Source organism: Nocardioides taihuensis, from assembly GCF_042657275.1.
GTDB classification, from domain to species: Bacteria; Actinomycetota; Actinomycetes; order Propionibacteriales; family Nocardioidaceae; genus Nocardioides; species Nocardioides taihuensis.
Genome location: NZ_JBHSKD010000018.1, coordinates 17,805 through 42,812, shown reverse-complemented (window position 1 = coordinate 42,812; position 25,008 = coordinate 17,805). Strand labels below are relative to the sequence as shown.

Sequence of the window (25,008 nt, the reverse complement as noted above, 5' to 3'; positions counted from 1 at the left end):
CAGCACCCGCAGGTTCGGGTCGTCCGGGATCCCCCGTGTCGTCAACCGGGCCGGCGGGTCCGGTCGCTCGACTCCCGCGTCCGTCACTTGGGAGGCATGCGGATGCCGCCGTCGACCCGGACGACCTCGCCGTTCATGTAGGTGTTGCGCAGGCACTCGAGCACCATCGAGGCGAGCTCGTCGGGCTGCCCGAGCCGCTTGGGGAACAGCACGCTCTCGCCGAGCTTGGCCTTGAAGCCCTCCGCGTCGCCGCCGAAGCCGTAGATCGGCGTGTCGATCAGGCCCGGGGCGACCGTGTTGAGCCGGATGCCGGCGGCGGACAGGTCGCGGGCCACGGGCAGCGTCATGCCGACGATGCCGCCCTTGGAGGAGGAGTACGCCGCCTGCCCGATCTGGCCGTCGAACGCGGCGACGCTGGCGATGTTCACGATCGCACCGCGCTCGCCGTCCGCGGTCGGCTCGAGGCGGCTCATCTCGGTCGCGGCGAGCCGCACCGCGTCGAAGGTACCGATCAGGTTGATCGCGATCACCTTCTTGTACGCGTCGAGGTCGTGCGCCGAGGCGAACTCGCCGTCGCGGCCGATCGTGCGCTGGGCCCAGCCGATGCCGGCTGAGTTCACGAGGACCCGCAGCGGGCCGAGGGCGGCGGCCTCGCGCACGGCGGTCTCGATCTGCGCGGTGTCGGTGACGTCGACGCTGACGAAGACGCCGCCGATCTCCTGGGCGAGCGCCTCGCCCTTGTCGGCCTGGAGGTCGGCCACGACGACCTTCGCGCCGGCGGCGGCGAGCTGGCGGGCGACGGCCGCGCCGATGCCCGAGGCGGCGCCGGTGACGAGCGCTGAGTTCCCGGTGAATTCCATGGCCGGATCCTAGGAGCGCGGACCCCCGGGCCGTGCGCCGGGCCGTCAGAGGTGGGTCGTGCCCCGGGCCACCACGACCGCCGGCCCGGTGAGCAGGACGTGGTCCTCGGTCGTCCAGGTGACGGTGAGCCGGCCGCCGGGCACGTCGACGCGGTAGGCGACGTCACCCCCGCCGACGGCCATGCCGGGGTGCAGCCCGTCGGCCAGTGCGGCCGCCACCATCGCGGCACAGGCGCCGGTGCCGCACGACCGGGTCTCCCCCGAGCCGCGCTCGTGCACCCGCATCGCGATGTGGCGCTCCCCGCGGGCCACCACGAACTCGACGTTCACCCCGTGCGGGTAGACGTCGGGGTCGTGCACCGGCGGGTCGAGCAGGGGGCCGGCGTCGGCGAGGTCCTCGACCAGCGCGACGGCGTGCGGGTTGCCCATGTCGACGTGCCGCGCCGGCCACGACCGGTCGCCGACCGCGACCATGCTCTCGCCCAGCACCTTCGGGGACCCGAGGTCGGCGGTGATCAGGTCACCGTCGACGGTGATCGTCTTCACGCCGTCGCGGGTCGCCACCGGGACCGGGTGGTGGGGGTCGGCCAGGCCCTCGTCGACCAGGTGCCGCGCGAAGAGCCGGATCCCGTTGCCGCACATCTCGCTGGGCGACCCGTCGCTGTTGCGGTAGTCCATGAACCACTCGGCGCGGTCGGCCTGGCTGGGGTCCTGCACGGCGGTGCGGATCACGCGGAGCACGCCGTCGCCGCCGATGCCGGCCCGGCGGTTGCACAGGGCACGCACGCGGGTGGCGTGCAGCTCGCCGTGCACGCTGCCGTCGTGGTCGGGCAGCAGCACGAAGTCGTTCTCGGTGCCGTGGCCCTTGAGGAAGGGGTAGCCGCCCGGCTCAGCCATAGAGACCCTCGCGGTACGACGGGCCGTAGTAGGCGTCGAGCTCCTCGACGGTCTTCTCCGGGACGTCGAGCTCGTGGGCCAGCACCGCGCGGCGCGGCACCCGGCCGGTCGGGTCCCAGGTCTCCGGCTCCCACATCCCCGAGCGCAGGAACGCCTTCTGGCAGTGGTGGAAGACCTCGTCGATCTCGACGACCAGCGCGAGCACCGGACGGTGCCCCTGCACCACCATGGCGTCGAAGAACGGCGCGTCGCTCACCAGCCGCGCGCGGCCGTTGACGCGCAGCGTGTCGCCGCGGCCCGGGATCATGAACAGCAGGCCGACGTGCGGGTTGTCGAGCACGTTGCGGTAGCCGTCGGCACGACGGTTGCCCGGCCGCTCGGCGAGCGCGATCGAGTGGTCGTCGATCACGTGCACCAGCGAGCCCGCGGGGTCGCCCTTCGGCGAGGCGTCGCAGAGCCCGTCGGCGTCCGCGGTGGAGATCACGCAGAACGGCGAGGCAGCCAGCCAGTCGCGGTCGCGCTCGACCAGCGTCGGCCGCCCCTTGTCGCGCACGCGGGGCAGCGGCTCGCCGCCCAGCACCTCGACCAGCGCGTCGGTGCTGGTGATCTCGGTCCACCCACTCACCCGCCCCACGGTACCGGTGCCGGGCGGGCCCCCGCGTCGGTCAGGTCGTCAGGGGGCCCACCACGTCGTACTCCAGGCAGGCGAACGCGCCGTTGCGCGCGACCGCGTCGAGCCGCAGGTCGAAGGGCCGCGGCAGCAGCGGCCGGCCTGCCCCCAGCGTCACCGGCGCGACCGACACCATCACCCGGTCGAGCAGACCGGCCTCGGCGAACTGCGCGGCCAGGTCACCCCCGCCGACCACCCAGACGTCCTTGCCGGCCGCGGCCTCGACCATCGCGGCGTGCACCGGCCGCACGTCACCGCGCGCGACGGTCACCCCGGGGACCGGCTCGACCTCGCGGTGGGTGAACAGCCACATCGGCAGGTCGGGATAGGACCAGCGGCCCTGCTCGTGGTCGAGCACCCAGTCGTAGGTCGTCCAGCCGAGGCACCCTGCACCGACGCCCGCGATGAACTCCCCGTAGCTCATCGGACCGCTCTCGTCGATCTCCTGCTTGAAGAGCCACGCGAGCGAGTCGTGCTCGTCGGCGAGGAACCCGTCGAGGGTGGCGGCGGTGTAGAAGACGGTGCGGCTCATCGGTTGCTCCTCAGCCAGTCGATCGGGTCACCGTGGCCGACGTCCACGCCGTCGGTGCGCAGCAGCTCGCGCACCAGCTGGCGGCGTACGGCCGAGAACGTGATCACGTGCGCGAGCACGCTGCCGAGCACGAAGCTCTCGGGCGGCTCGCAGAGAGCGTCCACGAGGCGGTCGCCCCAGGCGTCCCGCCGGTCGATGTCGCGGACCATCGCCAGCCAGCGCGGCCCGACCTCGGCGTGCCGGGCGACGAGGGAGGCGAGGTCGTCGGCGCGGTCGGTCGGCGCGTCGCGCCCCTCGATCGAGGCCAGCCAGACCTCCTTGGTGAACACCAGGCGCTCCAGGAGCGCGGCGACCGTCTCCTCGGGTCCCTCGAACCAGAGCACCACCCGGCCCGGTGCCCTGACTCGGCGGTAGGCGTCCTCGTCGAGCGCCTTCGCCGCGTCGAGCAGGGCCGCGGTGTCGTCGAGGTCGTGGTGGACCAGCATCGCAGTCACCTCGGCCGTGCTGCGGGTGCCGGAACGGCCCCGGCTGTCGATCCAGAGCGACGTCGGCGGGTGGAAGTGGATGCCGTTGGGCGAGGGCAGCCAGTGGTCGGCATCGGGCCCGACCTGGCTGGGTACGTGACCGAAGGCCCGGCTGAACGCGCGGCTGAAGCCCTCGACGGAGTCGTAGCCGGAGGCGAACGCGACGTCGGTGACGCTCGCGCCCCCGCGGAGCTGCCAGGCGGCCCGCTCGAGCATCACCCGCCGCCGCATGGCGACGGGGGGCTCCCCGGCGTCGCGCGTCAGCGTGCGGCTGAAGTGGAACGGGGAGGCGTAGGCACCCTCGGCCATGTCGCCCAGGGTGTGGTGGTCGTCGTCGAGGACGGCGTCGAGCAGCTCGCGCAGCCGGTCCCGGCCGCGCGGCGGCCCGTCCGCCCGGTCGCCGTTCTGGGTCATGCGGGCAGTCTGCCGCGACTCAGGCGCCGGTCGCCCGACCGATCTTGCGCACCTCGGCCTCCGCGAGCGCGACCCGGTCGGGGTCGTCGTAGGCCACCCAGGTGATGCGGGGGTCCTTGCGCCACCAGGCCAGCTGGCGGCGGGCGAAGCGGCGGGTCGCGACCACCGTGCGCTCCCGCGCCTCGTCGAGGCTCAGCTCGCCGGCGAGGTACGCCGCGGCCTCGGGGTAGCCGATCGCCCGCGCGGCGGTACGTCCGTCCGCCAGCCCGGCCTCGAGCAGCCGCCGGACCTCGTCGACCAGGCCGCCCTCGAACATCGCGGCCACCCGGCGCTCGATCCGCTCGTCGAGCGCCACCCGGTCGATGTCGACGCCCACCTGCACGGTCGCGGGGTCGACGTACTCCAGCTGCGGCAGCGACGCGCTGAACGGCCGGCCCGTGATCTCGACGACCTCGAGGGCGCGGACGACCCGGCGGCCGTTCTCGGGCAGGATCCGCGCGGCGGCCTCGGGGTCGACCTCCGCCAGCCGGCCGTGCAGGACGACCGACCCGACGTCCGCCAGCTCGGCCTCGAGCCGGGCCCGCACGACCGGGTCGGTGCCGGGGAACTCGAAGCGGTCGAGGACCGCGCGGGTGTAGAGCGCCGAGCCGCCCACGAGCACCGGCACCGCACCCCGCGACCGCACCTCGGCGATCACAGCCCGCGCCCGGCGCTGGAAGTCGGCCACCGACAGCGGCTCGCGGACGTCGAGCAGGTCGAGGAGGTGGTGCGGGATCCCGCGACGCTCCGCCACCGGCGGCTTGGCCGTGCCGATGTCCATGCCGCGGTAGACGGCCATCGCGTCGGTGTTCACGACCTCCCCGCCCAGGCGCTCGGCGAGGTCGAGGGACAGACCGGTCTTCCCCGACGCCGTGGCGCCGACGACGGCCACGACGGGGACGGCTGGCATGTGGCTAGTCTGGCAAGCCCCGGGCCCCGGAGCCCGGACGGGGCGAGCGAAGGGCGGCAGCGATGGGCTTTCTCTACAAGCTGCGGCGGCAGGTGACCCGGGCCGTCGACGAGCACGGGGAGCAGATCGCCCAGGGCATCGACAAGGCCGCCGACCTCGCGGACCGCAAGACGAAGGGCAAGTACTCCGGAGCGATCGGCACCGGCCGGTCGGCCGCGGAGGACGGGCTCGACAAGCTCGACGGCAAGGACGACGACGACCTCGGACGCCGCTGAGCGACGTCCCGACTCGGGAGGACACCACGTGAGCGAGACCTACCACCAGCCCTCGGGGGACGCCGGGTGATCCCGCTCGACCGTTTCGTGGTCGTCCCGGCGTCCTACGTGTTCCTGCTGCGCGACGGCGTGAGCGGTCCGGAGGTGCTCCTCCAGCTGCGCCGGAACACCGGGTTCATGGACGACCACTGGGCCGCGGCTGCGGCCGGCCACGTCGAGCGCGGCGAGACGGCGTACGACGCGGCCCGCCGCGAGGCCCTCGAGGAGCTCGGCATCGAGGACGTCGCGCTGACGTTCGAGCTCACGATGCAGCGCACCCGCGGTGGTGAGCCGATCGACGAGCGGGTCGACTTCTTCTTCTCGGCACGCAGCTGGACCGGCACCCCGCGGCTGATGGAGCCCGAGAAGGCCGCCGACCTGCGCTGGTGCCCGCTCGACGCGCTGCCGGAACCGGTGGTCCCGCACGAACTCATGGCGCTGGAGCATCTGGGTAAGGGAGTCCCCTACCTGGCACACGGATTCCGACAGGGAGGGACGAACCCGTGAGTGACACCTCGACCGAGCACGACCTCGGTCCGAAGCCCGAGCCCGCCACCGAGAAGCCGGAGCTGTTCCCGGGAGGGACCGACGCCGTCGACGACCCCGAGCGCTACCACGACGAGGACCCCGCGGTCCGTGACCTCGACCCGCACGGCGGCCCGAAGGCAGCCCACGAGATCCCCGACGAGGTCGCCGAGCTCGAGGACAAGCAGCAGGAGCCCGACGAGGACTCCGGCTCCCCGGCCGACGAGGGCGGCGAGACCGAGCCCCCGGCCTGATCCGACCGGGGGCAGCATCCGTCCGCGCCCACGGGGTACGTCGGGCCATGGGCAACGACAAGCGCGACACGCACGAGCAGGAGACCGACGTCCGGGACTCGACGCCCGGCTCGACCGGACCGCGCCGCGCCGCGGGCGGGATGGGCGTGAGCAGCGAGCGGGTCGGGCCCACCGGCCCCGGCCAGCACGCGACCGACGGCGTCCGTGACGTCACCAGCGAGGAACGGCCGGCCGACGCGGACGTCCCGCCCGAGCAGCGGCCCGGCCAGGTCGAGACCAACCCGGAGGGCATCAAGCCGAAGGCGGGCTACCCCTCGGCGGACCCCCGCTCCGACTGAGTCGTGGCCGACTGAATCGTGGCGGACTGAGTCGTGGCCGCCGGCGGCAGTGCCTCGAACGCGTCGAAGACGTCGGCGAGGTGGTCGAACCGCAGCTCCTGCGGCACCCGGTCGAGCACGCCGTAGGTGTCGAGCGTCGCCAGGATCGACTCGTCGGCGCGGGCCAGGCCGAAGCGTGCCCCGCGCCCCTCGACGTAGGTGATCAGCTGGTCGAGCTCGAGACCCGCGGAGTAGTCGACGTCGTCGATCGCGGAGCAGTCCAGCACCAGCCAGCGCACGGGCGACGGTGCCCCCTCGACGATCGCCTTGACGTCGTCGGTGAAGCGGATCGCGTTGGCGTAGAACAGCGGTGCGTCGAAGCGGAACACCACCAGGCCGGAGCGGCTCTCGACGCCCGCGGTCGCCGGCGCGTACTCGAGCTCGTCACGGTCGCCCTCACCGACGACGAAGGCGCCCGGCTGGTAGGCCCGCCGTACGACGTCGAGCAGCGAGAGCACGATGGCGAGGACGATGCCCTGCTCCACCCCGACGGCGAAGACGACGAAGCCGGTGACGCAGGCGATCACGAACTCGCCCTGCCGCTCGTGGGCGATCCGACGCAGGCCCGCCACGTCGACCAGGCCGACGCCGATCGTGAAGACGATGCCGGCCAGCACGGCGTTGGGCATGTCGGCGAGGAGGCTGGTCAGGAACAGCACGAACAGGAGCGCGACGGCCGCCATGGTCATGTTCGCGACCTGGGTGCGGCCCTTCTGCTCGTCGAGGATCTCGGTCTTGGTGGGGCTGCCGTTGACCACGAACGTGCCGGTGAGCCCGGCCGCGAAGCTGGCGCCGCTGAGGCCGACGAGGTCGCGGTTGATGTCGACCCGCTCGCCGTGCTTGGCCGCGAAGCTGCGGGAGGTGGCGGCGCTCTGGGCCACGATCAGGACGAAGCAGGCGAAGGCGATCGCCGCGGCCGACGGGATGTCGGACCAGCCCACGCCGGAGGGCAGTCCGACCGGCGGGAAGCCGCCGTCGAGCGAGCCGACGACGGACACGCCGTCCGACTGCGCGTCGAGCGACGCCGACACGATGATCGAGAGCACCACGGCCACGACCGCGCCCGGGACGACCGGCAGGAACCGCTTGAACCCCCAGATCAGCAGCACCGTGCCGACCGCGAAGGCCACCGTGGGGCCGTTGGCGTCCGGGATCGAGGTGAGGGTCCCCCACTGCTGCTCGAACCAGTTGCCGCTGGACTTGGGCACCCCGAGCATGTCGGGCAGCTGCCCCGACAGCACCGAGATGCCGACGCCGCTCAGGAAGCCGACGAGCACCGTGGCGCTGAGGAAGTTCCCGATGAACCCGAGCCGCAGCAGCCGCGCCAGGACGAGCAGGACGCCGCACATCAGGGCGACCAGGCTGGTCCACGCCACCCACTGCTCGCTTCCCGGCACCAGCCCCTTCACGCTCAGCCCGGCCAGTCCGGCGGCGAGGATCGCGGCCGTCGCCGAGTCGGCCCCGACCACCAGCAGCCGCGACGACCCCAGCAGCGCGAACAGCAGGGTCGGGAAGATGATCGTGTAGACGCCGGTGACGATCGGGGTCTGCGCGATCGAGGTGTAGCCCATGACCTCGGGGATCGCGACGGCGGACAACGTGAGCCCGGCGACGACGTCCCGCAGGAGCCACGCCTTCTGGTAGCCCCGCAGGGCCTCGGGAACGACGTTCACGGCGGACAATCTCCGCCGTCGCGGCTCCGGGCGACCTCACCCCGGCGGGATGAGCCCGGTCGGCCGGCTCAGCCGCAGGCCGGCGCGTCGGGGAGCGGGGCCGGGACGCCGACGGTCGGCATGCCGAGGGTGACGCCGGCCGGGGTCGGCGCGCTCCGGCGGGCCTCCCACGCGTCCCCGGAGCGGGTACGACGGTGTGCGAGCAGCGGCCCGTCGGCCACGAGGTGGTGGGGCGCGGCGTAGGTGACCTCGACCGTGACCACGTCGCCGGGCCGGATGTCGGCGGGGTCGACGGACGCACCGGCGGGCGTGAAGTGCACCAGCCGGTTGTCGGGAGCGCGGCCGGAGAGGCGGTGGGTCGCGGCGTCCTTGCGGCCCTCGCCCTCGGCGACGAGCAGCTCGACCTGCCGGCCCACGAGCCCCTTGTTCTCCTCCCAGGCGATCGCGTCGACGACCTCGACGAGCCGCTCGTACCGCTCCTGCACCACCGCGCGCGGCACCTGGTCGTCGAGCACGGCTGCGGGCGTCCCGGGGCGCTTGGAGTACTGGAACGTGTAGGCGCCCGCGAAGCGGGCGGCGCGCACGACGTCGAGCGTGGCCTCGAAGTCCTCCTCGGTCTCGCCGGGGAAGCCGACGATGATGTCGGTGGTGATCGCGGCGTCGGGCATCGCGGCCCGCACCCGCTCGATGATGCCGAGGTACTTCGCCTGGCGGTAGGAGCGGCGCATGTCGCGCAGCACCTTGTCGGACCCCGACTGCAGCGGCATGTGCAGCGACGGCATCACGTTCGGCGTCTCGGCCATCGCCTCGATCACGTCGTCGGTGAACTCCGCCGGGTGGGGTGAGGTGAAGCGCACCCGCTCCAGCCCCTCGACCTCGCCGCACGCGCGCAGCAGCTGGGAGAAGGCCTGCCGGTCGCCGAACTCCACGCCGTAGGCGTTGACGTTCTGGCCCAGCAGCGTGACCTCGCTGACGCCCTCGGCCACCAGCGCGCGCACCTCGGCCAGGATGTCGCCGGGCCGGCGGTCCTGCTCCTTGCCGCGCAGCGACGGGACGATGCAGAACGTGCAGGTGTTGTTGCACCCGACCGACACCGACACCCACGCGGCGTACGCCGACTCGCGGCGCGTCGGCAGCGTCGAGGGGAAGACCTCGAGAGACTCGAGGATCTCGACCTGCGCCTCCTCCTGCACCCGCGCCCGCTCGAGGAGCACCGGTAGCGAGCCGATGTTGTGGGTGCCGAAGACGACGTCGACCCAGGGGGCCTTCGTGGTGATCGTGTCGCGGTCCTTCTGCGCCAGGCAGCCTCCGACCGCGATCTGCATCCCCGGGTGCCGCGCCTTCACGGGCGCGAGGTGCCCCAGGTTGCCGTAGAGCCGGTTGTCGGCGTTCTCGCGCACCGCGCAGGTGTTGAAGACGACGACGTCGGCCTGCTCGCCCGCGGGCGCCGCGGCGTACCCCGCCTCCTCGAGCAGCCCGGTCAGCCGCTCGGAGTCGTGGACGTTCATCTGGCACCCGTAGGTGCGGACCTCGTAGGTGCGGGGGGTGGTCGCTGCGCTGCTCATGACAGTCGTCAAGGGTACGGCGGGGACGGCCGCCCGCCGAATGCGAGCGGCTCCGGAGCGCGCGGGGTAGGTTGCGCGGCATGTCCGACCTCGACCGCCGATCGCTGCTGCGGGCGGGTGCCGCGGCCGTGACCGTGGCGCCCCTGCTGACCTTCGCGCCGGCGGAGGCCGGGCAGACGCGCACCAAGGTGTTCAAGGGCGCCTTCCGCAACGCCGACACGGCGGACTGGCACTACCTGCCCTTCAGGGTGCCGCGTGGCGTGCGCAAGATCGCGGTGAGGTACAGCTACCACCCGACCGACACGGGCGCCGGCTTCAGCGTCAACGTCGTCGACATCGGGATCTTCGACCCCTCGGGGACCGACCTCGGCAACGCGAAGGGGTTCCGCGGCTGGTCGGGCGGCGCGCGGCGCGAGTTCTTCCTGACCCGCACCCGGGCGACGCCCGGCTACCTCGCCGGCCCGATCACCCCGGGCACCTGGCACATCGCGCTCGGTCCCTACCTGATCGTGCCGCCGGGCACGCCGTACAAGGTCGAGGTCACGCTGCACTTCGGCGAGCCCGGTCCCGACTTCGTGCCCGTGCCGGCGCCGCAGGAGGTGCCGGGGACCGGACCGGGCTGGTACCGCGGCGACCTGCACCTGCACACCGTCCACTCCGACGGCCGGCGCACCCAGCCGCAGCTGCAGGCCGCGGCGCTCGAGGCGGGCCTGGACCTGATGGGCTCGAGCGAGCACAACACCTGCTCCGCCACCCGCACCTGGGGCCGGCACGTGGCCCCCGGCTTCCTCGTCGTGAACGGCGAGGAGGTCACCACGCGCACCGGCCACTGGCTGGCCCTCGGCCTGCCGCCCGGCACCTGGATCGACTGGCGCTACCGCGCCGACGACGGCCTCCTCGCCCAGTTCACCGAGCAGGTCCACCAGCTCGGCGGCGTCGCCGTCGCCGCCCACCCCAAGGCTGCCGGCGGGGGCAACGGCTGGGCCTACGGCTACGACGACGGCGTCGACGCCATCGAGGTCTGGAACGGCCCTTGGGGCTCCGACGACCAGGCGACCGTCGCGACCTGGCACGCGCTGCTGGTGAACGGCACCTACCTGCCGGCCATCGGCAACTCCGACGCGCACAACGACACGCAGACGGTCGGGCTCGCGCAGACCGTCTACCACCTCGACACCCTCTCGACGGCCGCGGTGCTCGACGCGATCCGGGGCGGGCACGCGTGGATCGCCGAGTCCTCCGCGGTCGACCTGACCTTCACGGCGTCCGCCGGCGAGTCGACGGCCGGGTGCGGCGACCACCTCGGCGCCGCGCCGGACGCCACCGCGACCGTGAAGCTCGACGTCACCGGCGTGCCGGGCTGCGTGGCCCAGCTCCGCGGGCCGACCTCGGCGCTCGGGGGCGTGCTCGCCGACGAGACCGGGACGATCACGCTCCAGGTCGACGTCCCGGTGGCCGACGCGGCCTTCGTCCGGGCGGAGGTACGACGGACCCCGAGCGCCGTGGACCCCCTCGGCAACCTCACCGCGCTGCCGATGGTGGCCCTGACCAACCCGGTCTTCCTCGGCGCCTGACGCTGACCCGCCGTCAACTAACGGCGGGTCAGCGTGATCCGGCGGTGACCCGCCGTTAACTAACGGCGGGTCAGCGTGACTTGTCGGTGACCCAGAGCCGGATCTCGCCCTCGACCACCACGGTGCCGTCATCGCGGACGCCCCGGACCCGGACCGGGAGGTCGGGGTCGCCCGAGGTCCACTGCTCCGGGTCGGTCTCGGCGGTGCAGGTGATGTCGCTGGTCGCCTTGGCGGTGTAGCTGACCTCCATCCCCTGGGGGATCCACCGCTTGCCCGCGGGGATCGTGGCCTCGGCCAACGCGCCCATCGCCGCCTCGAGGCCGTTGCACAGCGCGATCGCGTGCACGGTGCCGAGGTGGTTGTGCACGCGGCGCCGGTTCGGGATGACCAGCGAGGCGCGGTTGGGACCGATCTCGGTGAAGCGTGGCCGGATGGTGGCGAAGTACGGCGCCTTGCGCGTGAACAGCAGCGAGAACACGCGGGGCCCGGCGGGGAGGCGGGAGGCGCGGTTCCAGAGGTCGAGGACCTGGGGCATGCGCCTATGTTACCGATGGGTCACTTACGGGTGCCAGCACCTCGACCCGGTTGCCGTGGCCGTCAAAGGCGTGGAAGCGCAGGAAGCCCGGGAACGTCGTGCGCTCGCGTGCGTCGACCTCGAAGCCCCGCCCGGCCAGGCGGTCCGCCAGCGCCTCGAGCGCCGCCGCGTCGTCGACCGCGAGCGCCGGGTGGGCCTTGCGGGCGGGGGCGAAGGGGTCCTCGACGCCGACGTGCACCTCGGCGGCGCCGGACCGGAACCACGCCCCACCGCGGCCCGCCAGCGCCGGCGGCTTGGCGACCTCGGCCATGCCCAGCCCGTCGCGGTAGAAGGCACGGGCGGCGTCCTCGCCGCCCGGGGGGCAGGCGACCTGCACGTGGTGGAGCCTCATGCCGCCACCTGCCCGACCACGAACACGCGCCGGAACGGCAGCACCACCCCGAGCGGTCCGGGCGGGTACGCCGCGCGGAGCCGCCGCTTGAACTCCTGCTCGAAGGCCGGCCGCAGGTCGTCGGGCAGCGCCTCCAGCGTCGGCCGCGCACCCGTGCCCGACACCCAGGTGAAGACCGGGTCGTCGCCCGACAGCACGTGGAGGTAGGTGGTCTCCCAGGCGTCGACGGCACACCCGGCGCCGGCGAGGACCTCGAGGTAGGTCGCCGGGTCGTGGCTCGACGGCACCGCGACGCCGGCGGTGTGTGCGTCGTACGGCGCCTCCGCGGCGAGGTCGCGCCGGATCGTGTGGCTCGGCTCGTCGAAGTTGCCGGGCACCTGGAAGGCCAGCCACCCGCCCGGCCGCACGCACTGGACCAGCGACGGCAGGAGGTCGAGGTGACCGGGCACCCACTGGAGCGTGGCGTTGGAGACCAGCACGTCCACCGACCCACGGCCCGCGACCCAGTCGCGCAGGTCGCCGACCTCGAACACGGGGCCGGAGACCGTCGCCCGGGCCGTGGCGACCATCTCGGGGCTGGAGTCGACCCCGCGGACCCGGGCGCCCGGCCAGCGCTGCGCCAGCCGCGCGGTGAGGTTGCCGGGCCCGCAGCCGAGGTCGACCACGTCGACCGGGGCCGCGGCTCCCACCCGCGCCAGCAGCTCCACGAACGGGCGGCCGCGCTCGTCGGCGAAGGTGAGGTAGCGGTCGGGGTCCCAGGTGTGCGGCATGGCGACCACCCTCCGTCGATTTTCTCTTGATGTCAAGATTCTCGACGGAGTGCGTACGATGGCGGCATGCGGGACGAGGTCGACGAGATCGTCGAGGCGTGGGCGCGCGAGCGCACCGACCTCGACCTGGCTCCCGTCGCCGTCTTCAGCCGGATCAGCCGGCTGGCGCGCCGGCTCGACCTGGCCCGTCGCGAGGCGTTCACCGCGCACGGCATCGAGTCGTGGGAGTTCGACGTGCTGGCCGCGTTGCGGCGGACCGGGGCGCCGTACGAGCTCTCGCCGGGGCGGCTGCTCAAGGAGACCCTGGTGACCAGCGGCACCATGACCAACCGGGTCGACCGGCTGGCTGCGCGCCACCTGGTCGAGCGTCACCCCGACCCCGACGACCGCCGGGGCGTGCTGGTGCGGCTCACCGCCGAGGGCAAGGCCGCCGTGGACGGCGCGTTCGAGGCGCTGCTCGCGGCCGAGGCCGCGCTGCTGGCCGACCTCCCGCCACGCGAGCGCGAGCGCCTGGCCGCGTCGTTGCGCCGGCTGCTCGCCCCCTTCGCCTAGCTCGGTAGTTCGGAGGTTCAGGCCGCGGTCCGGCGGCCGGGACGGGGCGTGTGGCTCCGAAGTATCTGCACGGTCAGCCGCGGCCCGTCAGTCGTCGAGCAGCTCGGCCGCCTCGAGCCACTCGGACTCGAGCCGGTCGCGGTCGGCGGCGAGGTCGCCGAGGGACGCCGAGAGCTCGGCGAGCCGCTCGTAGTCGTCGGCGTGGGTGGCCAGCAGCGTGTCGAGCTCGGCCTGCTGCTCCGCGATCCGGGCCAGCTGACGGTCGATCCGGGCGATCGTCTTGCGGGCCGCGCGCTCCTGGGCCGAGCCGGCGCGCGGGCGGGCGGCGCCCGGCAGCGACGCGGCGTCGGCCGCGGCGGCGGTGTCGGCGGCCTGCTGCACGCGCAGGGCCTCGTCCTCACGCCGCAGCGCCTCGGCGCGGTGCTCGAGGTACTGCTCGACGCCGCGCGGCAGCATCGAGACCTGCCCGTCGCCGAGCAGGGCGCGCACCTCGTCGGTGACACGCTCGAGGAAGTAGCGGTCGTGGGAGACCACGACCAGCGTGCCGGGCCAGCCGTCGAGGAAGTCCTCGAGCACGTTGAGGGTCTCGATGTCGAGGTCGTTGGTGGGCTCGTCGAGCAGCAGCACGTTGGGCTCGGTCAGCAGCAGGCGGAGCAGCTGGAAGCGGCGCCGCTCACCGCCCGAGAGGTCGCCGACGCGGGCGGTCAGCCGGTCGCCGGTGAAGCCGAACCGCTCGAGCATCGAGGACGCGCTGATCTCGCCGTCGGCCGTGCGTGTCACCCGGCGGATCGACTCGATCGTGGGCAGCACCCGCGCCTCGGGGTCGAGGTCGTCGACGTGCTGGGTGAGGTGCTGCAGCGCCACCGTGCGTCCCTGCCGGACGCGACCCGCGCTGGGTGCCAGCTCGCCGCTGAGCAGCCCGAGCACCGAGGTCTTGCCGGCCCCGTTGACGCCGACGATGCCGACGCGGTCGCCCGGCCCGAGGCGCCAGGTGGCGTGGGAGAGCAGCGTGCGCTCCCCGCGCACCAGGTCGACGTCCTCGACGTCGAGGACGTCCTTGCCGAGCCGCTGGGCGGCGAAGCGCTGCAGCTCGAGCCGGTCGCGCGGCGGCGGCACGTCCTCGATCAGCGCGTTGGCGGCGTCGATGCGGAACTTGGGCTTCGAGGTGCGCGCCGGCGGGCCCCGGCGCAGCCAGGCCAGCTCCTTGCGCACGAGGTTCTGCCGGCGCACCTCCGAGGCCGCCGCCTGCCGCTGCCGCTCGGCCTTGGCGAGCACGAACGCGGCGTACCCGCCCTCGTAGGTGTCGACGGTGCCGTCGTGCACCTCCCAGGTCTGCTGGCACACCGCGTCGAGGAACCAGCGGTCGTGGGTGACGACGAGCAGGGCGGACGGCCGCTTCGCGAGGTGGTCGGCCAGCCAGGCGACGGCCTCGACGTCGAGGTGGTTGGTGGGCTCGTCGAGCACGAGCAGGTCGTGGTGACCGAGCAGCAGGGCGGCCAGCGAGCAGCGGCGGCGCTCGCCGCCGGAGAGCCCCTGAACCGCGCGGTCGAGCGAGACCCCCGCCAGCAGCACCTCGACCACCTCACGGGTGCGCGGGTCGGCCGCCCACTCGTGGTCGGAGCGGTTGGCCAGCACCGCCTCGCGGACGGTGTGGGTGTCGGCGAGCGCGTCGCGCTGCTGGAGGTGGCCGACCAGCAGGCCGCGGGCCCGCGAGATCCGGCCGGTGTCGGGCTCCTCGAGGCCGAGCACCAGCCGCAGCAGCGTGGTCTTGCCGTCGCCGTTGCGGCCGACCACGCCGATCCGCTCGCCCTGGCCGACGCCGAGCGAGACGTCGTCGAGCAGGACCCGCACGCCGTACGACTTCGAGACGCGCTCGAGGTTGACGAGGTTCGCGGCGCTAGCCATGGGTCACCACGTGCGCGCCGGCGACGGGCCCGGTGGCGACGACCGCCGTGAGGCCCTGGTCGAGCAGGGCCTGCCGCACCCGGTGCGCCGCCTCGTGGTCGCGGGCCAGGCCGAGGTACGTCGGGCCCGAGCCGGACAGCAGGGTCACGGCGCCGGCCCCGCGCAGGGCGTCGCGGGTGGCGACCAGCCCGGGCCGCAGGTGGAGCGCCGCCTCCTCGAGGTCGTTGCGCAGGGCTGCGCCGAGCTCGCCCGCGTCGTGGGTGCCCAGGGCCGCGCGCACGGCGCCGGCACCGATCGACCCACCGCCGCCACCGAGGTCGTCGAAGGCGGCGTAGACCGCCGGCGTCGACAACCCTCCGTCGTCGGGGACGACGACCCACCACCAGGTGCCGTCGTCGTCGACCGGCTCCACGACCTCCCCGCGGCCGGTGCCGTGCGCGGTGCCGCCGAGCAGGGCGAACGGCACGTCGCTGCCGAGCCCGGCCGCGAGCGCGAGCAGGTCGTCGTCGGACGTGCCGAGGTCCCACAGCCGGTCGAGGGCGACCAGCGTGGCAGCGGCGTCGGCGCTGCCCCCGGCCATGCCGCCGGCGACCGGAATGCCCTTGGCGACCTCGATCCGGGCGCAGCGGTCGGTGCCGTGGTGCGCCACCAGCGCCCGCCCCGCCCGCACGGCGATGTTGGTGTCGTCGAGCGGCACGTCGTTCACGTCGACTCCCCCGACCGGGGTCACCCCGACCGACCACGCCCGGGCGTCGGTGACGGTGACGTCGTCGTAGAGGCTGACCGCCTGGTAGACGGTGTCGAGCGGGTGGAAGCCGTCGGCGCGCAGCGGCCCGACCCCGAGGTGCAGGTTGACCTTGGCCGGGGCGCGGACGGTCACCGCGGGCGCCGGCTGGGGCACGGCGCTCACCGCGTGGTCCCGCTCGGCCGGAGCTGCTCGGTCAGCCGCACGAACGCGTCGAGCTCGAGGCTCTCGCCCCGCGCGAGCGGGTCGATGCCGGCCGCCCGCAGCGCCGCCTCGGCCGCCCCGGACGAGCCGGCCATCTCGCGCAGCGCGCCCCGCAGGGCCTTGCGACGCTGGGCAAAGGCCGCGTCCACGACCGCGAACACCTGCTCGCGGCTCACCGCGGTGGTCGGCGGGTCGCGACGCTCCCAGGCGACCAGGCCCGAGTCGACGTTGGGCGCGGGCCAGAAGACGTTGCGTCCGATCGCGCCGGCGCGGCGCACCTCGCCGTACCAGGCGGCCTTGACCGACGGCACGCCGTACACCTTGGAGCCGGGGTGGGCAGCCAGCCGGTCGGCGACCTCGGCCTGCACCATCACCAGCCCCTTCGCGATCGAGGGCAGCAGCGCGAGCAGGTGCAGCAGCACCGGTACGGCGACGTTGTAGGGCAGGTTGGCCACCAGCGCGGTCGGCGGGGGGCCGGGCACCTCGCGCACCCGCAGCGCGTCGGCCTCGACCACCCGGCAGCGCGCGGCAGCCCCGGGCGCCTGCTCGGCGACCGTCTGCGGCAGCCGGGCGGCGAGCAGCGGGTCGACCTCGATCGCGGTGACCGAGCCGGCCACCTCGAGCAGCGCCAGGGTCAGCGAGCCGAGCCCGGGGCCGACCTCGAGCACCACGTCGTCGGCGCCGAGCCCGGCCTCGCGCACGATCCGCCGCACGGTGTTGGGGTCGATCACGAAGTTCTGCCCACGCTGCTTGGTCGGGCGCAGGCCGAGATCGGCCGCGATGCGGCGGACCTCGACCGGGCCGAGGAGCCGGACGTCGGGCATGGTGGTCAGGGTAGAGAGTGCCGCCAGCCGGACGTACGACGGGCGGCCCCGGACTCTGCGCCCGGTGCCGCCCGTCGTGGGTCCAGCGTTCAGCGGTGCGTCACGTCGGCAGGCCGAGCGAGGCCGCGCAGCCCGGCCAGGCGCCGTACCCGCCGCTGGCGTCGCGGACCTTGGTCGCGATCGCGATCTGCGTCTCCCGGCTGTTCTCGCTCGGGAGGCCGGTGCCGCCGTAGGCCTGCCAGGTGCTCAGGTTGAACTGCAGGCCGCCGTAGTAGCCGTTGCCGGTGTTGATGGCCCAGTTGCCGCCGGACTCGCACTGCGCGAGCTGGTCCCAGACGGTGTTGCCCGAGGCGAAGTTGGTCGTCGGGGCCGGGGCCGCCTCCTTGGTGCCGATGCGGACGATCGCGTCGACCGCCGGCGAGAGCACCGTCTGGCTCACGACCTTGCGGACCATCAGCTTGCCGTTGCGGTAGACGAGGCGGTAGGTGACGTCGCGCTTGCCGTCCTTGCCTGCGCGGACGATCTGCTCGCGGCCCGAGGCCATCGACGAGTCCTCGCGCTCGATGGTGCCGGCCTGGATGACCTCGCCGTCGACGTGCTTCATCACGACGCGCATGTTGGTGAAGACGATCTTGTCGCCGTCCTGGAGCTCCACCTCGTCGGCAGGCTTCACCTTGTCGTGGCCGTCGATCTTCACGCCGAGCTGCTCGAGCGCGTCGGTGGCGGTCAGCGCCGGGATCGAGCGGTGGATCGGCTTCTTGCCGGCGACGACGAGCGTCAGGTGCTTGGGCGTCACGATCTCGAGCGCCATGCCGTCGCGGCCGATGGAGGCCGAGCGGCTGGTGGACAGCTCCGCGCCGGAGAAGCGCTGGCCGATCTCACCGAGGGCCGAGGCGACGTCGGTCGAGGTGACCCAGTGGGTCGTGGAGTCGCCGTCGACGGTGAGCTCGAGCGGGCGGCCGTACTGGACGTTGATCCGGCTGCCGTCACTGACCTCGGTGTCGAGGCTCGGGAGGACGACGTCGTGGTCGCCGACCTCGATGCCCTGGTCCTCCAGGACGTCTCCGACGGTGCCGCCGAGGGCGGTCACCTGACGGTCCTGGCCGTCGACCGTGAGCGTCACGGTGCTGCTCAGCGCGGCGTACCCGTAGGTGGTGCCGGCGAGCGCCAGGATGACGACCGTCGCGAGCGCGACGAGGACGCCGCGGCTACGGATCAGGGTCCCGAAACGGGAGCGGGGGTGGGGGTGCTCACTGGAAAGCACGTTTCTCCGAACGTCGTACTCCCCGGGCCTCGGGCGGCCAGCGCGGACTCCCGGGGGCGCGCGCGACACCGGTCAGGCGTCGTGCGTGCGGATCTCGGGGGTGTGGTGGCGGCAGCCGCTGGGTCACGGTCGCTGTCACCGTCGGTGGGGGCCATGGTTCTGACCTCCACCCGCGCTGGTCGTGATCGTGCTGATCGTGCTACCCGATCCCGGCCAACAATCACAGGACCATAACGGCGCCCCGGGGGCAGACCAACTCTTCCTGCCCATTTCAGGCCCAACGTGTGCAGGATTACGTGACCGGAGTTGCTCGTGTGACTGGAGTGACGCAGTGGTCTGGAGGGGTCACACCTGTCTCACCACGCTCCGCCGAACGCGGCCTCGGTGTTCGCCTCGATCGCGACACAGAGCTCCTCGAGGTCGTCGCCGCGCACCTCGGCCATCGCCCGCACCGTCAGCGGCACCAGGTAGGAGGCGTTGGGGCGTCCGCGCCAGGGCGCCGGCGTCAGGTACGGCGCGTCGGTCTCGACGAGCACCCGGTCGCGGGGCGCGACGGCGAGGGCCTCGCGCAGCGGAGCGGCGTTCTTGAAGGTCACCGTGCCCGCGAACGACAGGTGTGCGCCCCGGTCGAGGCACGCGCGGGCGAAGGCCGCGTCGCCGGAGAAGCAGTGCATCACCCAGCGCTCCGGGGCCCCCTCGGCGTCGATCACCTCGAGCACCTCGTCGTGGGCATCGCGGTCGTGGATGACCAGCGTCTTGCCGAGCCGCTTGGCGAGGTCGATGTGGCGGCGGAACGACTGCACCTGCGCGGCCCGCCCCTCCTCGCCGGTGCGGAAGTGGTCGAGCCCCGTCTCGCCGACCGCGCGCACCCGGTCGTGGGCCTGCGCCAGCCGCTCGATCTCCGCCAGCGCCGCCTCGAGCTCACCCGCGGCCTCGAGGCGCGGCGCCTCGTTGGGGTGCAGCGCGACCCCCGCGACCAGCGCCTCGTGGGTGGCGGCGGCCTCGACCGCCCAGCGGGCGCCGGGCAGGTCGCAGCCGATCTGCACGATCCGCGGCACCCCGACGGCGGCCGCCGCGGCGAGGGCCTGCTCGACCGCGAACCACTCGCCCTCGACCGGCTCGTCGGCGATGTCGAGGTGGCAGTGGTTGTCGACGACGGGGTGCGGCAGCGGCTCGGGTGCGGGCGGCCGGTCGCGGTCGCGGCGCGCGCCGCTGCGCTCCTCGGTCGCCGCGCGGCGGCGGGTGGGTCCGTCGGTCACCCGCTCGACGCTATCCGGGCCCGGACGACCTCGGCCAGGAGGTCGGGCGCCTGCGCGGGGATCCAGTGGGTGACGCCCTGCAGCACCACGAGCTGGTAGGGCCCGGTGCAGAAGTCGGCGGTGCGCTCGGCCGCGTCGCGGCCCAGCGCGACGTCACCGTCGCTCCAGACGTACGTCGTCGGCACGCCGACCGTCCACCGGGCCCAGCCGGGCGGGGTGAAGGGGACCGCGCGGTACCAGCCCAGGGCGCCCGGCAGCGCGCCGTACGCCAGGACGTCGCGGTGGAACCTCGCCAGGTCGTCCGCGGTCATCCCGCCGCGGCGCAGCCCGGCGTCGAAGCGGTCGGCGCGGTGCCCCGCGAGCCACTCCGGAAGCAGCGGCAGGGAAAAGGCCAGGAAGTACCACGAGCGCCGCAGCTGGTCCCCGTGCCGCGCGGCCGCGACGAACGCGCCGGGGTGGGGCACGGAGACGGCCGTCAGGGTGCGCACCAGGTCGGGCCGGTGGGCGGCGAGCTCCCAGGCCACGAAGGCGCCCCAGTCGTGACCGACGAGGTGCACCGGCCTTCCGACGACGTCGACCAGCGCCGCGACGTCCGCGACGAGCTCGGTGGCGCGGTAGCCCCAGCGCGTGCGCGGCCGGGCGCGGGGCGAGTAGCCGCGCTGGTCGGGCGCCAGGGTCCGCAGCCCCGCCTCGTGCAGCTGCGCGGCGACGGCGTCCCACGACGAGGCGCGCTCGGGGAAGCCGTGCAGGAGCACGACGGGGTCGCCGTCGAGCGGCCCGGTGTCGCGCACGTCGAACACCCAGCCGTCGCGCGCGTACGACGTGATCCGCTGCGTCACGGGACGTGCACCGCCTGGTAGACCTCGCGCTTGGGCACCCCGGTCGCCCGGGCGACCTCGGCGATCGCGTCCTTGCGGGTGGCGCCGGCGGCCTCGCGGTCGGCCACGGCCGCGCGGAGGCTGTCGGCGTCGGTGGCGGCCGGGGCCGCGGTCGCGCCCGACACCACGAGCGTCACCTCGCCGCGCACGCCCTCGCCCGCCCATGCGACGAGGTCGGCGAGCGGGCCGCGGCGTACCTCCTCGTGGGTCTTGGTCAGCTCCCGGCACACCGCCGCCGGCCGGTCACCGCCGAAGGCCTCGGCCATCGCGGCCAGGGCCGCCTCGGTGCGGTGCGGCGCCTCGAAGAAGACCATCGTGCGCGGCTCGTCGGCCAAGCCGGCCAGCCGCCGGGCGCGCTCGCCGGCCTTGCGGGGCAGGAAGCCCTCGAAGCAGAACCGGTCGACCGGCAGGCCCGAGACCGCGAGCGCGGTCAGCACCGCGGACGGGCCGGGCACCGCGGTGACCCGGATCCCGGCTGCCACAGCCGCCGCGACGAGGCGGTAGCCCGGGTCGGAGACGCTCGGCATCCCCGCGTCGGTGGCGAGCAGCACCCGCTCGCCGGCGAGGAGGGCCTCGACCAGGCCGGGTGTGCGGGCGGCCTCGTTGCCCTCGAAGTACGACACCACGCGCGCGGTCAGGTCGACCCCGAGCTCGGAGACCAGGCGGCGCAGGCGCCGGGTGTCCTCGGCTGCGACCACGTCGGCGGCGGCGAGCTCGGCGGCCAGCCGGGGCGGGGCGTCCTCGACCCGGCCGATCGGGGTCGCGGCCAGCACCAGCACTCCTCCCCCTGTGACCGTGTCCGCCTGCGTGCCCATGACGCGGATTCTGGCAGGGGCGGGAATGCCGCAGGTCGCCACGTACCTGCCCGTAGAGTCTGGGACCGTGACGACCGAGGCCCCTCCCGAGGCGCATCCCGCGGCCGAGCCCCCGGCCGCGCCCGCCCCGCGCCGACGCCTCACCACCCTGTCGCGCACGGCGGCCGGGCGCCCGGTGCCACCGGCGCGAGAGCGTGCCGCGGGCAGGGCCAGGCTCGAGGACCCGCTGATCAGCTGGAGCGCCGCGATCGGCATCACCGTGCTCGCCTTCGTGATGCGGGTCTGGAACCTCGGCGACCCCCACAAGTTCGCCTTCGACGAGACCTACTACGCCAAGGACGCCTGGTCGCTGCTCCACTACGGCCACGCGCAGGACTACGTGGACAGCGCCAACGACCTCATCCTCGGCGGCACCACCACGGGCGTCTGGAAGGACACCGCGTCGATGGCGGTGCACCCCGACGGCGGCAAGTGGCTGATCGCCCTGGGCGAGCACTTCTTCGGCATGGACCCCTTCGGCTGGCGGATCGCCTCGGCGGTCGTCGGGTCGCTGATGGTGCTGGTCATGTGCCGGCTGGGCCGCCGCCTGACGGGGTCCACGCTGCTCGGCTGCGTGGCCGGCCTGCTGCTGATGTTCGACGGTCTCCACTTCGTGCTCTCGCGGCTGGCCCTGCTCGACATCTTCGTGGCCTTCTGGCTGTTGTGCGCGGTCGCCTGCGTGGTCAACGACCGCGACTGGTTCCGCGCGAAGCTGGGCCGCCTCGCGCCCGACGGCGTGACCAGCGGCTTCGGGCCGGTGCGCGGGCTGCTGTTCCGGCCGTGGCTGCTCCTCGCCGGCATCTGCTTCGGCCTCGCGATCGGCACCAAGTGGACCGCGCTCTACCCGCTCGCGGCGTTCGGCCTGCTGGTGTGGGCGTGGTGCTGGGGCGCGCGTCGCTCGTTCGGCGTGCGCTGGCCGGTGCTGAGGTCGGCGCTGGTCGACGGCCTCCCGGCGTTCGTGCACCTCGTCGTGATCGGGGCGATCGCCTACCTGATGACCTGGACCGGGTGGCTGATGCACGCCAACGACTACGAGCGCGACCTCTCCTCCACGCAGTACACCCACTTCAACGGCGGCCAGGACTGGCCGACCGCGTCCGAGCCCGACGCCAGCGGCCTCGGCGAGGTCTGGCAGTCGATGCGCTCGCTGGCGCACTACCACCGCGACGTCTACGTCTTCCACACCCAGTTCCTCAACGACGCCACGCACACCTACCAGTCGCAGCCCTCGGGCTGGCCGCTGCTCAACCGCGGCGTGGGCGTCGACGCCGACACCGACATCCAGCCCGGCGAGGACGGCTGCACGGCGCCCGAGGGCAGCAACTGCCTGCGCCAGATCCTGCTGCTCGGCACACCGGCGCTGTGGTGGGGCGGCTGCCTGGCCATGCTCTGGGGGCTGGTGATGTGGATCGGGGCACGCGACTGGAGGTGGGGTGTGCCCATCGTCGGCCTGCTCTCGGGCTGGCTGCCGTGGATGCAGTACGACGACCGACCGATCTTCCTCTTCTACGCGATCGTGCTGGTGCCCTTCCTGGCGCTGGCCGCCACCCTGGCCATGGGCCAGATGATCGGCACGTCCCGCGAGCCCTCGCGCCGTCGTACGTTGGGGGTCGTCGCGGCGGGCTCGTTCTTCGTGCTCGTGCTGGCCAACTTCGCGTGGTTCTGGCCGATCTACACCGACGGCCTGCTCACGCACAGCGAGTGGCTCGGGCGGATCTGGTTCAAGCGCTGGGTCTGACCCGCCCCCGGGCGCTCACCCCGCGGGGATGAGGCCGGGCCGCCCCGGGTGGGGTGGGATGGCCAGCCATGGAGGTCTACTACTACATCAGCGCTTTCATCCTCGGGTGCGTCAGCGCACTGGTGTGCTGGATCCTGGCGCAACGCAAGGGACGCTCGCCGATCGGCTTCGCGATCGTCGGGTTCTTCCTGCCGCTGGTCGGGATCATCGTGGCCGCCGTCTGGCCGCGGGCGGAGAGCGCATGATCCGCACGATCCCGCACATGCCGATCGGCACGATCGGCTTCGAGGCGACCGGCAAGGTCTCGCAGGAGGACTACGAGACGGTGCTGGTCCCGGCCGTGCGGGCCGCCATGGAGGCCGGGCGGGTGCGCATCCTGTACGTCCTCGGCGACGACTTCGAGTCCTACGCGCCCGGCGCGATGTGGGCCGACACCCGGCTCTGGGCCGGCAACCTCCGCGGCTGGGAGAAGATCGCGATCGCCACGGACATCGACTGGATCGAGAACGCGATCAAGGCCTTCCGCTGGATGATGCCCGGCAAGGTCCGGCTGTTCGACGAAGACGAGGTCGACGAGGCCCAGCTCTGGCTGGCCCGCGAGGACTGACCTCGCCCCGCTGACGCTGCCCTGCCGACGGGTCGTGTGCCCGTGAGCACCCGTCGGGGTGTCCTGGGGCACACGACCCATCGCTGCGCTCAGGTGGTCACCGGGCGCTGCCGGCCGGGACGAGGAGCTCGGCGGCACGCTCTCGGCCGCCCCGACACCGACCTGCGGGTGCGTCCGCGCCGCCTATCCCCTGGGAGCCGGCCGATGACCACGATCGTGCTGGCCGACGACCACCCGCTGGTCCGCCAGGGCCTGCGCGCCGTCCTCGACACGACCGACGACATCGAGGTGGTCGCCGAGGCCGACGACGGCCGCGAGGCGGTCCGGCTCTGCGTCGAGCAGCACCCCGACGTGGTCCTCATGGACCTGCAGATGCCGGGGCTGCACGGCATCGACGCGACCCGGGAGGTCTGCCGGGTGGCTCCCGACACGGCCGTCCTCGTGCTCACGCACGACGACGACACGGTGTTCGGGCCGTCGCCGCGGGTGCGGCCGGCTACCTGCTCACGGGCGCGGACGGCTCCGACATCGTGGCCGCGGTGCGGGCGGCGGCGGCCGGGCAGGTGGTCTTCGGCGCGGCGCTGGCGAAGCGGCTGCAGGGCTGGTTCGCGCGCCCGCCGACGGCGCCCGAGGCGCGCCGTTCCCGCGCTGACCGACCGCGAGCGGGAGATCCTCGACGGCGTCGCCGCGGGGCTCAGCAACCCGGAGATCGGCCGCCGGCTGTTCCTCTCGCCCAAGACCGTCGCCAACAACGTGAGCGCGATCCTCGACAAGCTCCAGGTCGCGCACCGCGCCGAGGCGATCGTGCGCGCCCGCGAGGCGGGGCTCGGCCGGACCGAGTGAGGTCTACGACGGGGGCGGGCTGAACACCGTCACCTGAGGACCCTCGGGCGGACGCACCCGCGCGTTCACGTCACCCCAGGGGGTCGGTCGCGCCTCGGCCAGCAGCTCCGCCCCCGCCGCCACCAGCCGGACGGCGGCCTCGCCGGCGTCCTCGACGGCGAAGGCGAGGCGCACCGGGCCGGCGACCCGCTCCCCGACCTCCACCTCGTCGACGAACTCGGCGTGCTCCTCGTCGATCAGCTCGAGCGTGGCCCTGCCGGCCTCGAGCACCACGCCGTGGCCGTGGAACTCCCAGCTCTGGGACTCGTCGAGCCCGAGGGCGTCGCGGTAGAAGGCGCGCAGCGCCGCGTGGTCCTTCACGGTGAGCGAGACCCGCAGCTCGCTCACCCGCAGCACGGGGCCCGGGTCAGGTGTCGGCATGACCCCAGCATGCCGTGGCGCAGAGACCAAAGCCCCCGTTCACCACCACTTTCGGCCCTTGTCGCCCGGAGCGGGACACCGCGATGTTCGA

At 73.8% G+C, this 25,008-nt stretch carries 29 protein-coding genes; 10 read left to right on the top strand and 19 right to left on the bottom strand.

The features are described 5' to 3' along the window. Positions 1-83 precede the first annotated feature (83 nt). The 6 genes from ACFPGP_RS14125 to miaA are packed head-to-tail and all read right to left on the bottom strand — an operon-like array spanning position 84 to position 4,846. Complete coding sequence (locus ACFPGP_RS14125) at positions 84-860, bottom strand: SDR family NAD(P)-dependent oxidoreductase (protein ID WP_378591175.1); 777 nt, start codon at positions 858-860, stop codon at positions 84-86. Between the two features lie 45 nt (positions 861-905). Beyond that, complete coding sequence (gene dapF / locus ACFPGP_RS14120) at positions 906-1,757, bottom strand: diaminopimelate epimerase (protein WP_378591173.1); 852 nt, start codon at positions 1,755-1,757, stop codon at positions 906-908. After that, a complete protein-coding gene (locus ACFPGP_RS14115) occupies positions 1,750-2,382 on the bottom strand; it encodes an MSMEG_1061 family FMN-dependent PPOX-type flavoprotein (RefSeq protein ID WP_378591171.1) in 633 nt (210 codons plus the stop codon). Before ACFPGP_RS14115 ends, dapF begins: the two co-directional genes overlap by 8 nt. Positions 2,383-2,422: 40 nt before the next feature. Further along, the gene (locus ACFPGP_RS14110) at positions 2,423-2,959 is read right to left on the bottom strand and encodes a dihydrofolate reductase family protein (protein ID WP_378591169.1); all 537 of its coding nucleotides are present in this window, start codon (positions 2,957-2,959) and stop codon (positions 2,423-2,425) included. Next, entirely contained in the window at positions 2,956-3,897 is a 942-nt protein-coding gene (locus tag ACFPGP_RS14105) for a helix-turn-helix transcriptional regulator (protein ID WP_378591167.1), read from the bottom strand. Before ACFPGP_RS14105 ends, ACFPGP_RS14110 begins: the two co-directional genes overlap by 4 nt. A gap of 19 nt (positions 3,898-3,916) precedes the next feature. Continuing rightward, on the bottom strand, positions 3,917-4,846 hold the full coding sequence (miaA, locus tag ACFPGP_RS14100) for a tRNA (adenosine(37)-N6)-dimethylallyltransferase MiaA (protein ID WP_378591165.1): 930 nt from the start codon (positions 4,844-4,846) through the stop codon (positions 3,917-3,919). 62 nt (positions 4,847-4,908) lie between these two features. Here miaA and ACFPGP_RS14095 point away from each other — a divergent pair, with 62 nt between their 5' ends. The 4 genes from ACFPGP_RS14095 to ACFPGP_RS14080 all read left to right on the top strand — a co-directional run bounded on the left by ACFPGP_RS14095 (position 4,909) and on the right by ACFPGP_RS14080 (position 6,277). Then, the gene (locus tag ACFPGP_RS14095) at positions 4,909-5,121 is read left to right on the top strand and encodes an antitoxin (protein ID WP_378591163.1); all 213 of its coding nucleotides are present in this window, start codon (positions 4,909-4,911) and stop codon (positions 5,119-5,121) included. A 66-nt stretch (positions 5,122-5,187) separates the two neighbouring features. Further along, positions 5,188-5,667 carry an NUDIX hydrolase gene (locus ACFPGP_RS14090; RefSeq protein WP_378591161.1) on the top strand — a complete coding sequence of 160 codons (480 nt, stop codon included), beginning with the start codon at positions 5,188-5,190 and terminating at the stop codon, positions 5,665-5,667. Continuing rightward, positions 5,664-5,939, top strand: a complete 276-nt coding sequence (locus ACFPGP_RS14085; RefSeq protein WP_378591159.1) for a hypothetical protein — start codon at positions 5,664-5,666, stop codon at positions 5,937-5,939. The genes ACFPGP_RS14090 and ACFPGP_RS14085 overlap by 4 nt, the downstream gene beginning before the upstream one ends. A gap of 47 nt (positions 5,940-5,986) precedes the next feature. Beyond that, positions 5,987-6,277: a hypothetical protein gene (locus ACFPGP_RS14080; protein WP_378591157.1), complete on the top strand. Its 291-nt coding sequence runs from the start codon at positions 5,987-5,989 to the stop codon at positions 6,275-6,277. Here ACFPGP_RS14080 and ACFPGP_RS14075 read toward each other — a convergent pair. Both ACFPGP_RS14075 and miaB read right to left on the bottom strand, forming a co-directional pair. Then, positions 6,247-7,989 carry a SulP family inorganic anion transporter gene (locus ACFPGP_RS14075; RefSeq protein WP_378591155.1) on the bottom strand — a complete coding sequence of 581 codons (1,743 nt, stop codon included), beginning with the start codon at positions 7,987-7,989 and terminating at the stop codon, positions 6,247-6,249. The genes ACFPGP_RS14080 and ACFPGP_RS14075 overlap by 31 nt on opposite strands. Before the next feature lie 68 nt (positions 7,990-8,057). After that, positions 8,058-9,554 (bottom strand): tRNA (N6-isopentenyl adenosine(37)-C2)-methylthiotransferase MiaB, encoded by a 1,497-nt coding sequence (gene miaB, locus ACFPGP_RS14070; protein ID WP_378591153.1) that lies wholly within the window; start codon positions 9,552-9,554, stop codon positions 8,058-8,060. Between the two features lie 80 nt (positions 9,555-9,634). Between miaB and ACFPGP_RS14065 the strand changes: the two genes are divergently transcribed. Continuing rightward, positions 9,635-11,128, top strand: a complete 1,494-nt coding sequence (locus tag ACFPGP_RS14065) for a CehA/McbA family metallohydrolase (RefSeq protein WP_378591150.1) — start codon at positions 9,635-9,637, stop codon at positions 11,126-11,128. A gap of 70 nt (positions 11,129-11,198) precedes the next feature. On the opposite strand, the gene ACFPGP_RS14060 is transcribed toward ACFPGP_RS14065, so the two are convergent. From ACFPGP_RS14060 to ACFPGP_RS14050, 3 genes are read right to left on the bottom strand one after another with little or no spacing between them, the layout of a single operon-like run. Next, on the bottom strand, positions 11,199-11,663 hold the full coding sequence (locus tag ACFPGP_RS14060) for a hotdog fold domain-containing protein (protein WP_378591148.1): 465 nt from the start codon (positions 11,661-11,663) through the stop codon (positions 11,199-11,201). A gap of 4 nt (positions 11,664-11,667) precedes the next feature. Beyond that, positions 11,668-12,054 (bottom strand): VOC family protein, encoded by a 387-nt coding sequence (locus ACFPGP_RS14055; RefSeq protein ID WP_378591146.1) that lies wholly within the window; start codon positions 12,052-12,054, stop codon positions 11,668-11,670. Continuing rightward, a complete protein-coding gene (locus ACFPGP_RS14050; protein WP_378591144.1) occupies positions 12,051-12,824 on the bottom strand; it encodes a methyltransferase domain-containing protein in 774 nt (257 codons plus the stop codon). Before ACFPGP_RS14050 ends, ACFPGP_RS14055 begins: the two co-directional genes overlap by 4 nt. Positions 12,825-12,890: 66 nt before the next feature. Between ACFPGP_RS14050 and ACFPGP_RS14045 the strand changes: the two genes are divergently transcribed. Further along, complete coding sequence (locus tag ACFPGP_RS14045; RefSeq protein ID WP_378591142.1) at positions 12,891-13,376, top strand: MarR family winged helix-turn-helix transcriptional regulator; 486 nt, start codon at positions 12,891-12,893, stop codon at positions 13,374-13,376. An 87-nt stretch (positions 13,377-13,463) separates the two neighbouring features. Here ACFPGP_RS14045 and ACFPGP_RS14040 read toward each other — a convergent pair whose 3' ends face one another. The 7 genes from ACFPGP_RS14040 to rsmI all read right to left on the bottom strand — a co-directional run bounded on the left by ACFPGP_RS14040 (position 13,464) and on the right by rsmI (position 21,270). Continuing rightward, positions 13,464-15,281 carry an ABC-F family ATP-binding cassette domain-containing protein gene (locus tag ACFPGP_RS14040; RefSeq protein WP_378591140.1) on the bottom strand — a complete coding sequence of 606 codons (1,818 nt, stop codon included), beginning with the start codon at positions 15,279-15,281 and terminating at the stop codon, positions 13,464-13,466. Further along, on the bottom strand, positions 15,274-16,191 hold the full coding sequence (locus ACFPGP_RS14035; RefSeq protein WP_378591138.1) for a 4-(cytidine 5'-diphospho)-2-C-methyl-D-erythritol kinase: 918 nt from the start codon (positions 16,189-16,191) through the stop codon (positions 15,274-15,276). The genes ACFPGP_RS14040 and ACFPGP_RS14035 overlap by 8 nt, the downstream gene beginning before the upstream one ends. Continuing rightward, entirely contained in the window at positions 16,188-17,054 is an 867-nt protein-coding gene (rsmA, locus tag ACFPGP_RS14030) for a 16S rRNA (adenine(1518)-N(6)/adenine(1519)-N(6))-dimethyltransferase RsmA (protein ID WP_378591136.1), read from the bottom strand. Before rsmA ends, ACFPGP_RS14035 begins: the two co-directional genes overlap by 4 nt. Positions 17,055-17,154: 100 nt before the next feature. Further along, positions 17,155-18,318, bottom strand: coding sequence for a transglycosylase family protein (locus tag ACFPGP_RS14025; RefSeq protein WP_378591134.1), 1,164 nt, complete (start codon positions 18,316-18,318; stop codon positions 17,155-17,157). Between the two features lie 356 nt (positions 18,319-18,674). Further along, positions 18,675-19,577 (bottom strand): TatD family hydrolase, encoded by a 903-nt coding sequence (locus ACFPGP_RS14020; protein ID WP_378591132.1) that lies wholly within the window; start codon positions 19,575-19,577, stop codon positions 18,675-18,677. After that, on the bottom strand, positions 19,574-20,416 hold the full coding sequence (locus ACFPGP_RS14015; RefSeq protein WP_378591130.1) for an alpha/beta fold hydrolase: 843 nt from the start codon (positions 20,414-20,416) through the stop codon (positions 19,574-19,576). Before ACFPGP_RS14015 ends, ACFPGP_RS14020 begins: the two co-directional genes overlap by 4 nt. Continuing rightward, complete coding sequence (gene rsmI, locus ACFPGP_RS14010) at positions 20,413-21,270, bottom strand: 16S rRNA (cytidine(1402)-2'-O)-methyltransferase (RefSeq protein WP_378591128.1); 858 nt, start codon at positions 21,268-21,270, stop codon at positions 20,413-20,415. The genes ACFPGP_RS14015 and rsmI overlap by 4 nt, the downstream gene beginning before the upstream one ends. A 67-nt stretch (positions 21,271-21,337) precedes the next feature. Between rsmI and ACFPGP_RS14005 the strand changes: the two genes are divergently transcribed. The 4 genes from ACFPGP_RS14005 (at position 21,338) to ACFPGP_RS13990 (ending at position 24,497) form a co-directional block, all read left to right on the top strand. Then, the gene (locus ACFPGP_RS14005; RefSeq protein WP_378591126.1) at positions 21,338-23,047 is read left to right on the top strand and encodes a dolichyl-phosphate-mannose--protein mannosyltransferase; all 1,710 of its coding nucleotides are present in this window, start codon (positions 21,338-21,340) and stop codon (positions 23,045-23,047) included. A gap of 68 nt (positions 23,048-23,115) precedes the next feature. After that, positions 23,116-23,292 carry a hypothetical protein gene (locus ACFPGP_RS14000; protein ID WP_378591124.1) on the top strand — a complete coding sequence of 59 codons (177 nt, stop codon included), beginning with the start codon at positions 23,116-23,118 and terminating at the stop codon, positions 23,290-23,292. Continuing rightward, complete coding sequence (locus tag ACFPGP_RS13995) at positions 23,289-23,654, top strand: SpoIIAA family protein (protein ID WP_378591122.1); 366 nt, start codon at positions 23,289-23,291, stop codon at positions 23,652-23,654. The genes ACFPGP_RS14000 and ACFPGP_RS13995 overlap by 4 nt, the downstream gene beginning before the upstream one ends. A gap of 204 nt (positions 23,655-23,858) precedes the next feature. Beyond that, the gene (locus ACFPGP_RS13990; RefSeq protein WP_378591120.1) at positions 23,859-24,497 is read left to right on the top strand and encodes a response regulator transcription factor; all 639 of its coding nucleotides are present in this window, start codon (positions 23,859-23,861) and stop codon (positions 24,495-24,497) included. Positions 24,498-24,500: 3 nt separating this feature from the next. Here ACFPGP_RS13990 and ACFPGP_RS13985 read toward each other — a convergent pair whose 3' ends face one another. After that, positions 24,501-24,917 (bottom strand): VOC family protein, encoded by a 417-nt coding sequence (locus tag ACFPGP_RS13985; protein WP_378591118.1) that lies wholly within the window; start codon positions 24,915-24,917, stop codon positions 24,501-24,503. Between the last annotated feature and the right edge of the window lie 91 nt (positions 24,918-25,008).